This is a genomic window from Leifsonia lichenia (genome assembly GCF_054780215.1).
This window is the reverse complement of the sequence record NZ_BAAGWT010000002.1, coordinates 162907-173589: the sequence shown is the minus strand read 5'-3', so window position 1 is coordinate 173589 and position 10683 is coordinate 162907. Positions and strand designations below refer to the sequence as shown.

The window sequence follows — 10683 nt, the reverse complement described above, 5'->3', positions numbered from 1 at the left end:
GCGCGTTGGCTAGGGGCGGGGGCGGGCGGGCCGGAGGCGCTGGCAGCGGGGACAGAAGTGGGAGGAGCGGTTCATGAACTGCTCGCGGACGATGGGGGTGCCGCAGCGCGGGCACGGCTTGCCCTGCTGGCCGTAGGCGTTGAGGCTGTGGGAGAAGTAGCCGGAGGCGCCGTTCACGTTGACGTACTGGGCGTCGAAACTCGTGCCGCCCTCCGCCAGCGCCTTCTGCAGCACCAGGCGCACCTCGGCGAGCAGACTCCGGATGCGCGGACGCGACAGCGACGACGCGGGCTGCGCGTAGTGCAGCTTGGCCGCCCACAGCGCCTCGTCGGCGTAGATGTTGCCGATGCCGCTGATCAGGGTCTGGTCGAGGAGCGCGCGTTTGATGCCGGTGCTCTTGCGGGACAGCGCTGCGCTGAACGCGGCGTCGTCGAACGCGGGGTCGAGCGGGTCGCGGGCGATGTGGCTGACCTGCGACGGGACGAGCGGTTCGAGCGTGCCGAGGCCGCCGGCTGCGCCGTCCGCGGTGGGGACGAGCGCATCCACTGCCATCGAGCCGAAGATGCGCTGGTCGACGAAGTTCACCCAGAGCTCGCCGTAGTCCGGCTGCTCGATGTGCAACCGGATGCGCAGCAGCCCGCTCTCCACGGTGCCCGGCTCCCGCAGGAGGATCTGCCCGCTCATGCCCAGATGGGCGACGATCGCCGACCGCCGCTCGGCGACTGCACCGGTATCGGCGGCACCGGAACCGGCATCCTCCGGCGCCAGGGGGATCCACAGGAATTTCCCGCGCCGCGCTGGGGTCTGCATCGTCCGCCCCGTGAGGAGGACATCGAACGCGCCGGAGACCGGGTCGTGGCGTTTCAGAGAGCGCGGTTCGAAGACCTCGACGCCGAGGATGGTCGCACCGGTGACAGCGGGCGCGAGGCCCGCCCGGACGACCTCAACCTCGGGAAGCTCTGGCACGTCGCTGCGTCAGGGTGGTCCAGGCGCTGAGCGCCGCCGCCATCTCGGCCTGCTTCTTGCTGGTGCCATCGCCGCTCGCCGTGACGAGCGTTCCGACGGACACGGTGGCGTGGAAGGTCTTGGAGTGGTCGGGCCCGCTGTTGGTCACCGTGTAGACGGGCGCGCCTGCTCCGCGGTGCGCCGCAGCCTCCTGGAGGCTGGTCTTCGGGTCCATCGCCGCGCCGAACCGCTCCGGGTCGCCGAGCAGCGGCTCGATCAGGCGCAGCACGAGTGCCGTCGCCTCCTCGCCGCCCGCGTGCAGGTAGGCGGCGCCGATGATCGCCTCGACCGTGTCGGCGAGGATGGACGCCTTCTCGCGCCCTCCGCTCTGGTTCTCGCCGCGACCGAGCAGCAGGTACTCGCCGAGACCGATGCTGCGGGCGACTTCCGCAAGCGCGACCGAGCTCACGAGACTGGCGCGTCGCTTGGCGAGGTCGCCCTCGTCGAGTTGCGGGTTCTCCACGAACAGCTTGACCGTCACAGCCTGCCCGAGGATCGAGTCGCCGAGGAATTCGAGGCGCTCGTTGTTCGGGATGCCGCCGTGCTCGTATGCGTATGAGCGATGGGTCAGCGCAAGCTCGAGAAGCTCGGGGCCGATGTCGACTCCGAGCTTCTCGATGAGTTCTGTGCGCGCGACCGACTCTGCGGTCATCGCACGACTCCGTTCGTCACGTGGACGATCAGACGTCGGCGACCTTGCGGCCCTTGTACTCCAGGAACAGGGCGGTGCCTGCGGAGTCCTCGACGACCTTCGCGCGGTGCGGCAGGCTGTAGGTGACCTTGCCGCCCTCGACGGTCTTGACGAGCGTGGGGACCTCGGCCTTCCACTGCGAACGACGGGCGTGCGTGTTGGCGCGTGACTTCTTCCGCTTCGGAACAGCCATGGTTATCTCTCTTCTCTGTTACTGCTGCTGGTGGATTCAGTGGTGTCGGAAGCCTGGAAGGCCGCGAGCGCAGACCATCGAGGATCGACGGTCCCTGTGGCTTCGCGGTCCGGCACATCCGCCAGCCGCTCCCCTGACTCGGGGTCGAGTCCTGGGCAGTCTGGCCGGCACACCGGCTGAAACGGCAGTGACAGCACTACCGCGTCCCTGATCAGAGGTTCAAGATCCACGTGGTCGTCGTGAACCTCAAAATCAAAAGCTTCGTCAGAAGAATACGCGAAAAGTTCCTGGATATCGACTTTGACAGGCTGCTCGATGTCGGTGAGGCATCGTCCGCAGACGCCGACGGCCGTCGATTCGGCCTCGGCGGTCACCAGAATGCCCTCGTGCATCGACTCGAGCCGGAGGTCGAGATCGATGGTCGCGCCCGCGGGGACGCTCACCAGTCCTTCGCCCATCTTCTCGCCGACCGGCAGGTGGATGCGCTGCTCGCGCATCTCGCCGGGGCGGTGGATGATGTCGTACACATTGACGGTGTACGGCGTCGTTCTGAACTTGGTCACGAGCGACTATTTTACGCGGGTCTTCCTGTGTTCGGGGCCGGAGACCACCCGGCTGGGATGAGAGACACAGGAATGAGCGCCGCCTTGATCCTGAGCGCGGCCCCCGCCTGCGCTTCGAGGGCGGTCAGGACGCGGTTCAGATCGTCACCGAGACCGACAGCCGTCGCGCGTGTCGGCGGCCCGTACGCATCCCGTTCTCGCACCGTGAGGAGGCGCAGGACGGCGTCCTCTCCCGGCGTTCCTGCCACCGCGGCGGCCACCCGCCCGGCGAACACCCGAGGCGTCTCCGTCGTCGGAACGCTCCAGCCGAGGTCGCGGGCGGTGTCGCGCAATTCGTCCCAGGCGACGGATGCGCCACCCCACTCGTCGCTCAGCTTTCTGAGCCTGTTCCTGCGTCTCACCCTGCGCAGCACAGCCGGGGTGAGCAGGAGCGCGACGATCAGGAGCGCGACGCCGACGCCGGAGATGACCGGCTGCAGCGTGGACGGCGCCGTCGCGCCCGTCGGGCTGCCGAGGTTCGCCGGGTCGGTGGGCACGAGCGCCTTCACGCCGGCCGTCGACGTCGACGTCGAACCGGGAGCGGCCGAGGTCTGGGGTGCGTCCGGACGGGTGTAGCTGGGGATGGTCCCCCTCCCGACCGTCGGCTCGAACGCCACCCAGCCGACCCCGGCGAAGTACAGCTCCGGCCAGGCGTGCAGGTCGTCGCTCGTCACCGTGTACTGGCCAGGGTTGTTCGCCGCTCCCCCGCTGGTCGCCCCGGGCAGGTAGCCCTCCGCGACCCTGGATGGGATGCCGAGCGTGCGCGCCATCAGCGCCATCGCCGACGCGAAGTGCACGCAGTATCCGCTCTTCACCTGCAGGAATTTGGCGATCACGCGGCCGCCGTCGCCGTCGTACCCCTGCTTCAGCGGGGTCTGCGTCGAGTATGTGAACCCGTTGTCGCGGAAGTAGTCCTGCAGGGCGACCGCCTTGTCGTACTCCGACATCGCTCCCTGCGTGGCTGTGACGGCGGTGGACGCGATGATCCCCGGCAGGTCCGGCGGCAGGAACAGGTCGCGCTCGACGGAGGCAGGCACGAATCCGCCTGCGGCCTGGAGCTGGTCGGCCGTCGGCTGCAGGATGAGGCTGGTCGCCGTGTACTTCTGGCCCTGGGTCGTGGTGTTGATCGCGCCGACCGTGAGGTCGTCCGGATCCCACGACCAGGTGCCGTTGAGGCCGCTCACTCCCTGCACGGGGTACGGGACGGGCAGCCAGCGGCTCTGCATGTTGTCGATCTCGACCTTCGTCGTGATCTTCGTGGTCGCCACGGTGTCCGACAGGCCGAACACCGGCCCGATGGTGTTGCCGCTCGGCAGCCGTTTGGTGTCGCGCTCCCTGTGCTTCCAGACGCTGCCGGTGAACTGGTCGAGCGATGCAAGCTTGAGGTACTGCCCGGTGGATGCGGTGGTCGTGTACGTGAGCGCTCGCACCGCAGCCGGTCTCCGCAGGTCTTTGCCGAGATCGATCAGCGGGGTGACAGTGCCCCCGATGGAGATGCCGCCTGCGGTGAACGAGGTCGCCCCTCCCCTGTCGAAGCCGGGAGCCGTTCCGCCGAGGACGAGGGCCACGATCACCGCGGACGCCGAGATGGCGAGGGATGCGGTGGGCCTGGGCGTGCCCGGCCGCCTGGTGCGCACGTCGCAGCGCAAGAGCCAGAGGAACGCAGCGGCCGACGCTGCGAGCGCGAACGGGTCGAGGCCGTCGCCGAGCAGGGCGCCGGGGACGACGAGCACGATTCCCACGCCGATCGCGGTGAACGCGGGGGCGCGCAGCGCGATGGCGAGGGTGTCGAGGAGGACGGCGAGGACGCATCCGCCCCCGACGACCAGGAACATGAACTCCGGGAGGCTTTCCGCCGGCGTGCCCTGCTGGTAGATCGAGAGCATCGCCTGGTTGGCGTAGTCGCCCCACACCGCGAACGTGCGCGGCGTCGGGATGAGGCCGAGCAGTCCTGTGCCCCGCCCGAAGGCGACCGTCATCAGCATCGCGCCCTCGACGGTCAGGAGGACGGGGACGAGGCGCCTGCTGACGCCGAGGTTGCGCAGGCCGGCGCCGGTGACGAGCAGGAGGGCGGCGGAGGACACCAGCGCGAACCACCAGCCGGCGCCCTGGATGAGGCCGACCAGTGCGAAGCTGACGGCGACCACCTGCAGCAGCAGCGCCGCTGTGAGCCGCCAGTACCCGTGCTTGCGCGTCCTGGCGATGGGCAGCGACCCCGCGAAGGCCTGCTCGCTAGCCACGGCTCACCTCTGCTCTGCGGCGGCCGAGAGCGCGCTGCCAGCAGTCGGCCGGGTCGTCTCCCCCTGCGAAGGAGACGCAGAGCCACCCGGCGTCGGTGAGGACTTCCTCCACCTCCGCGGGCGCCGACGCTCCGATGAACGCGACGGCGGGGTCGCACATCGACCGCACGGCAGCGAGCGCTCCGAGCTCGTTGAGGGCTCCGCCGAGGAGAACGGCGAAGACGGGCACCGCGCGGCCGGACCGGCGGAGCCCTGCCGCGAGCTCGGCGACGGCGTCGTCGCGGAGCACATCGCTCGGCTCGACCGCGGCGAGGTCGGAGAGCAGCAGCCGGTCGGCGCTGCCCACGTCGTAGGTCGGCGTCGCCGCCCCCAGCGTGCCCGTCCTGCCCGCTCCGCTCCTGCCCGAGAGCTGCCGAGGCCCCGTCTCGACGACGCTCACCACGAATCCCTCGTCGAGAAGGTGCACGCCGATCGAGGCGACCAGTTCCACCAGGGTCTCGAACTCCGCATCCGGCGCCGTGGTGTCGCGCGTGTCGGCGATCAGCCAGGCCTCCGGGTTGCTGCGTCGTTCCTCTTGGCGGACCATCAGCTTGTCGTGCTTGGCCGTCGCCCTCCAGTGCACGCGGCGGAGCGGGTCGCCCGGCCGGTACTCGCGGGCGATCAGCTCATCGGCGCTCGGGATGCTGTGGCGCAGCAGCTCGTGCTCGGTGCCTTCGCTGCGCGCGACGTCGAGCTCGCCGCCCGGCAGCGCCGTCACGCGCGGGGTGACCACGAACTGCTTGGGCTGCCCGAGCGCGTACTCGGCGTACGCCAACCCGAACGGGTCGGCCCTGCTGACGATGAACGGGCCGATGGGATGCGATCCCCTGTGCCTGGCACGCACATCCTGTCTCAGCACGATCGTGTCCCTGCCGTGGCTCACGGTGGCCTGGTGCGCGCCGAGCCGTGGGAACGGGGCGAGGCCCTGGACGCCGACGGCGCCAGGGGCCGATTCGCGCCAATTGGCGGCCGGGCTCGGCCTCGGCGACTCGTTGCGGGCCGTCGTCACGACGGTCGCGGTCTCGCCTGCGGCCACGATATCGGGGTGGAAGCTGCGCGTCACCGTGAGCCGCGGCCGGTCGATCGTCACCGAGATCATCGCCGCGAGCGGCAGGACCGTGAGGAACAGCCCGACGAACAGCACGTCCGTCCTGCCGAGCGCCACCGAGGCGATGAGAGCGACGACTCCGACGGCGAACAGCGCCCACCCTCGTGCTGTCGGTCGGGGCTTCCTGACCGGCGACGAGGATCGGACGCGCCCCGGCATCGGTCAGCCGGCCTGTCCCGACCTGGCTGGCCGTGACGCACCGGCGGAGGCCCCGCCGATCGCGCCGGAGCCGACAGGGACGGGCGTCGCCGCGACGATGCGGCGCACGATGTCGGCGATGACCGGCGCGCTCTCGTGGTGGTGGCCGAGCGCCCTGCTGGTGGGCAGCAGCCGGTGGCCGAGCACGGGAACGGCGAGGGTGTCGATGTCGTCCGGCAGCACGAAGTCGCGGCCGTCGAGCGCCGCCATCGCCTTCGCGGCCCGCACGAGCTGCAGGGTGGCCCTCGGGCTCCCGCCGAGCCGGAGGTCTCTGTCCTCACGCGTCGCCCGCACGATGTCGACCGCGTACTGCTTGACCGGCGTGGAGGCGAACACGCTGCGCGCCGTCGCCATCATGGCCCGCAGCTCGTCCGAGGTGACGACCGGGCCGATCCTGGACAGCGGGCTGGAGGTGTCCCTGGTGGTGAGCATCGCGAGCTCGGAGGCGTCGTCGGGGTATCCCATGGCGATCCGCGCCATGAACCGGTCGCGCTGCGCCTCGGGGAGTGCGTATGTGCCCTCCATCTCGACCGGGTTCTGCGTGGCGACCACGATGAACGGAGCGCTGAGCGGATACGTCGAGCCGTCGACGGTGACCTGCCGCTCCTCCATGCACTCCAACAGGGCCGACTGGGTTTTCGGGCTCGCCCGGTTGATCTCGTCGCCGATGACGATGTTCGCGAACACCGCGCCCGGCTTGAACTCGAACCGACGCTCCGCCTGGTTGTACACCGAGACGCCGGTGACGTCGCTCGGCAGCAGGTCGGGGGTGAACTGGATGCGGCTGACCGTGCAGTCGACCGATTTGGCCAGCGATTTCGCCAGCATCGTCTTGCCGACGCCGGGGACGTCCTCGATGAGCAGGTGCCCTTCCGCGAGCAGCACCGTCAGGGCCGTCTGCACCGCCTCGTGCTTCCCGTCGATGACGGACTCCACATTGGCGGTGATCTGTGCCGCGGCGCGCCTCAGCTCGTCGAGGTCCATCCCTGTTGTCTGCTCGGCCTCGTCGGGGGCGACGGATGATTCGGTCGGCTGGCGCGTCGCGTAACTGTTCATGTCTCCTGCAAATACTCGTAGACGGCGGTGGGGACGTAAGGACTCACGTCACCCCCGAGCGCGGAGACCTGGCGCACGAGAGAGCTGGAGACGTGGGCGTTGGCGGGGTTGGGCAGGATGAACACGGTCTCGACGGCCGCGAGATGCCGGTTCACGATCGCCATCGGCGTCTCGTATGCCACGTCCACCTGCGACCGGATGCCCTTGACGAGCACGTGCGCGCCCACATCCGTGCAGTAGTCGACCAGCAGGCCGACGCTCCAGGATGCGACGACGATGTTGCCGACGATCCCCGCGTCCTCGATCGAGCGCTCGATCAGAGCGACGCGCTGGGCGATGGGCAGGAGGGCGCTCTTGTCCGGGTTGTGCACGACGAGCACGTGGACCTCGTCGAACAGGCCTGCGGCGCGTTCGATGACGTCGAGGTGCCCGAGGGTGACCGGGTCGAACGATCCAGGGACAACGGCGATCCTGTTCATAGACCTTCAGACTATCCCGCTGTACCCGGCATTTCGTTGTGAATCCGTTACCAAAGTACGGCGTGGTCCCCACCCCCTTCCGGGGGGCACGCCAGCGCCCCGCGCAGTGGTCAGGACTTGCCGAGGAAGGCCCGCTCGCTCTCGTCCAGCCGCCTGGCAAGAGCGGCAGCCAACGCGGGATGCGCTGCAAGCCCTGCGTCGTCGGCGAGCGTCTCCTCCGCCGCCGTCCTCGCCTCCTGGATCAGCTCGCCGTCGGTGACGACGCGCAGCAGGCGCAGCGACGACCGGCCGCCGGACTGGCGGCTGCCGAGCACGTCGCCCTCGCGGCGGAGCTCCAGGTCGATGTTGGCGAGCTCGAAGCCGTCGAGCGTCGCAGCGACCGCCTCGACCCGCTCCCTGGCGAGGGTCTCCTGCTCGGCGGAGGTGACCATCAGGCAGAGCCCAGGCACGCCGCCCCGGCCGACCCGGCCGCGGAGCTGGTGGAGCTGGGAGACGCCGAACCGGTCGGCGTCGAGGATCACCATGGCCGACGCGTTCGGCACGTCGACACCGACTTCGATGACGGTGGTGGCGACGATCAGGTCGAGGTCGCCAGAAGCGAACGCGCGCATCGTCTCGTCCTTGGCGTCGCTGCTGAGCTTGCCGTGCAGCATCCCGATCCGTGCATTCAGGAACAGCGGGTCTGCACGCAAATGGGCCGTGACGGACTCGACATTGGCGATGGGCCTCGCCGGCGCTCCGTCCTCGTCCTGCTCTGCGTCCTCGCCGTCGTCCTCTCGGTCTTTGCCGGTGATCGCCGGGCACACCACGAAGACCTGCCTGCCCTTGCCGATCTCCTCGGCCGCGCGCTCCCAGATGCGCCGCTCCCAGCCTGGACGGTCGGCGAGCGGAACGACGAAGCTCTCGATGCCCTGCCGTCCGGCCGGAAGCTGCGCGATGGTCGACACGTCCAGGTCGCCGAACACCGTCATCGCCACCGTGCGCGGGATGGGCGTCGCCGTGAGCACGAGGACGTGCGGCGGCGTGCCGCCCTTCGCCCGCAGCGCCTCCCGCTGCTCGACACCGAAGCGGTGCTGCTCGTCCACCACGACGAGGCCGAGGTCGAAGAACGTGACGGCGTCGCCGAGCAGCGCGTGTGTCCCCACCACGATGCGGGACTGGCCGGACACCGTGCGCAGCAGCGCCTTCTTGCGCTCCGCCGTGGACAACTGCCCGGTGAGCAAGGTCGGCATCAGGTCGGCGGCGAGGTCGGGGCCGAGCATCTTCACGATGGAGCGCAGGTGCTGCCCCGCGAGCACCTCGGTCGGCGCGAGCAGCGCGGCCTGTCCTCCCGAGTCGGCGACGGCGAGCATCGCGCGCAGCGCGACCAGGGTCTTGCCCGAGCCGACCTCGCCCTGGACCAGCCGGTGCATCGGGGCGGTGTCCGCGAGGTCGCGGGCGATCTCGGCGCCGACCGTCGCCTGGTCGGCGGTGAGCTCGAACGGCAGCGTCGCGTCGAGCCGGTCGAGGAAGCCGCCCTGCTTCGCCGTGCGCGGGGTGGCGGCGACGGCTCGCGATGCCGCCCGCTGCTGCAGCAGCGCCGCCTGCAGCACGAACGCCTCGTGGAAGCGCAGCGTGTCGCGTGCCCGCTGCCACTGGGAGTCCTTCTCCGGGCGGTGCATGTACTCGAACGCCGTGCGCAGCCCGAGCAGGCCGCGCTCGGCCACGATCCTGGCCGGCACAGGGTCAGGCACGTCTGTGACCGCATCCAGAGCGAGGGCGACGGCCTTCTGCACCTGCCAGCTCGCGACCGTCCCCGTGGCCGGGTAGATCGGGATGGGGGTCTGCGCCCAGTTCTTGGCGGCAGCGCTGCCGGGCACGACGGCGTTCTCAGCATCCGGCTCGAACAGCTCGTAGTCGGGATGCGCGAGCTGGAGCGCACCGCGATAGTCGGACACCTTGCCGGCGAAGATGCCGCGCACGCCGGGCACCAGCTCCTTGGAGCGCCACGCCTGATTGAAGAAGGTGAGAGTCAGGATGCCCTCGCCGTCCGTGATCTTCACCTCCAGGATGGAGCCACGGCGGGCGCGCATCGGGCGCTCCTGCACCCGGATGACCTCGGCGACGATGGTCACGTTCTCGTCGAGCGGCAGGTTCGCCAGCGCGGTCAGCTCGCCGCGCTTGGCGTAGCGGCGCGGGTAGTGGCTGAGCAGATCGGCGACCGTGCGCATCCCGAACGCCTTCTCGAACGCCGAGGACGTTCGCCCGCCGAGGACTCCGCTGAGCTTGGAGTCGAGACTGATCGCACCATCGACGGCCGGTGCGGAAACGGAACTCATGGATCGATCGTATGCGCCGCATCCGTCAGTGCGGCGAGCTCGGCGGCCACAGCCTCGTCCTCCGGCCGCTCGTGCGCGAGGGCGTGCACGATGTGCTCCGCCTCCTGGATGCGCCCGAGCTCACGCAGACAGCGCGCGACGGTCCACTCGGAGGCGAAGCGCTGCTCGTCCGTTCCGTACGCGCGAGCCGCATCCACGGCTGCTTCGAACTCGGCGAGAGCGGACACCGGCGTCCCCTCCTCGAACAGCCGCCAGCCGCGATTGTTGTGCAGCGCTACGCCCCAGCGCAGCGTGCGCGGATCGCTGGTGGCGGAGAGGAGGTCGAACGCCTCGGCCGTCCACTGCTCTGAGCGCTCTGGGTCGGAGATGGCGAGCATGTGCGCCGCGTCGACGGCGAGAAAGGTCTCCCCCTGGCGCCTGGCGGCGTCGAGAGCGTCCTCGAACAGGGCGGTCCCCTCCGCAGCGCGTCCTGCCGAGTTGCGCAGCCGTCCGCGTTCGAGCGTCACCCGCACGCCGAGGGTGTCCGTCGCCGGGCTGAGCAGATCGAGCAGGGCGTCGGCCTCGTCGTAGCGTCGCTGCAGGCCGAGCGCGCGGGCCCGCTGCGTCTCGAGCTCCGCCCTGACCAGCTCCGGCCGATGCGGTTCCGCCGCCTCGGCTGCGAAGCGGTCGGCGGAGGCGACGGGGTCGTCGAAGTTCCAGATGGCATCGAGTTCTGCCTGTTCCAGGCGGTCTACCATCCCCCCATCTTGGCCGC

General features: G+C 70.1%; 10 protein-coding genes. All 10 read right to left on the bottom strand.

The window, feature by feature from the left end; all coding sequences use genetic code 11:
• Positions 1-9: 9 nt before the first annotated feature.
• A complete protein-coding gene (mutM, locus tag ACYVGI_RS05335) occupies positions 10-966 on the bottom strand; it encodes a bifunctional DNA-formamidopyrimidine glycosylase/DNA-(apurinic or apyrimidinic site) lyase (RefSeq protein WP_460631630.1) in 957 nt (318 codons plus the stop codon).
• Positions 944-1657, bottom strand: a complete 714-nt coding sequence (gene rnc / locus ACYVGI_RS05330) for a ribonuclease III (protein WP_460631629.1) — start codon at positions 1655-1657, stop codon at positions 944-946. Before rnc ends, mutM begins: the two co-directional genes overlap by 23 nt.
• Positions 1658-1685: 28 nt before the next feature.
• Positions 1686-1889, bottom strand: coding sequence for a 50S ribosomal protein L32 (gene rpmF, locus ACYVGI_RS05325; RefSeq protein WP_460631628.1), 204 nt, complete (start codon positions 1887-1889; stop codon positions 1686-1688).
• A gap of 2 nt (positions 1890-1891) precedes the next feature.
• The gene (locus ACYVGI_RS05320; protein WP_460631627.1) at positions 1892-2452 is read right to left on the bottom strand and encodes a YceD family protein; all 561 of its coding nucleotides are present in this window, start codon (positions 2450-2452) and stop codon (positions 1892-1894) included.
• A gap of 11 nt (positions 2453-2463) precedes the next feature.
• Complete coding sequence (locus tag ACYVGI_RS05315) at positions 2464-4731, bottom strand: transglutaminase family protein (RefSeq protein WP_460631626.1); 2268 nt, start codon at positions 4729-4731, stop codon at positions 2464-2466.
• On the bottom strand, positions 4724-6037 hold the full coding sequence (locus ACYVGI_RS05310) for a DUF58 domain-containing protein (RefSeq protein WP_460631625.1): 1314 nt from the start codon (positions 6035-6037) through the stop codon (positions 4724-4726). Before ACYVGI_RS05310 ends, ACYVGI_RS05315 begins: the two co-directional genes overlap by 8 nt.
• 3 nt (positions 6038-6040) lie before the next feature.
• Entirely contained in the window at positions 6041-7132 is a 1092-nt protein-coding gene (locus ACYVGI_RS05305) for an AAA family ATPase (protein WP_460631624.1), read from the bottom strand.
• Positions 7129-7611 carry a pantetheine-phosphate adenylyltransferase gene (coaD, locus tag ACYVGI_RS05300; protein WP_460631623.1) on the bottom strand — a complete coding sequence of 161 codons (483 nt, stop codon included), beginning with the start codon at positions 7609-7611 and terminating at the stop codon, positions 7129-7131. Before coaD ends, ACYVGI_RS05305 begins: the two co-directional genes overlap by 4 nt.
• Positions 7612-7721: 110 nt before the next feature.
• A complete protein-coding gene (locus ACYVGI_RS05295) occupies positions 7722-9929 on the bottom strand; it encodes an ATP-dependent DNA helicase RecG (protein ID WP_460631622.1) in 2208 nt (735 codons plus the stop codon).
• Entirely contained in the window at positions 9926-10666 is a 741-nt protein-coding gene (locus ACYVGI_RS05290; RefSeq protein WP_460631621.1) for a tetratricopeptide repeat protein, read from the bottom strand. The genes ACYVGI_RS05295 and ACYVGI_RS05290 overlap by 4 nt, the downstream gene beginning before the upstream one ends.
• Positions 10667-10683 lie beyond the last annotated feature (17 nt).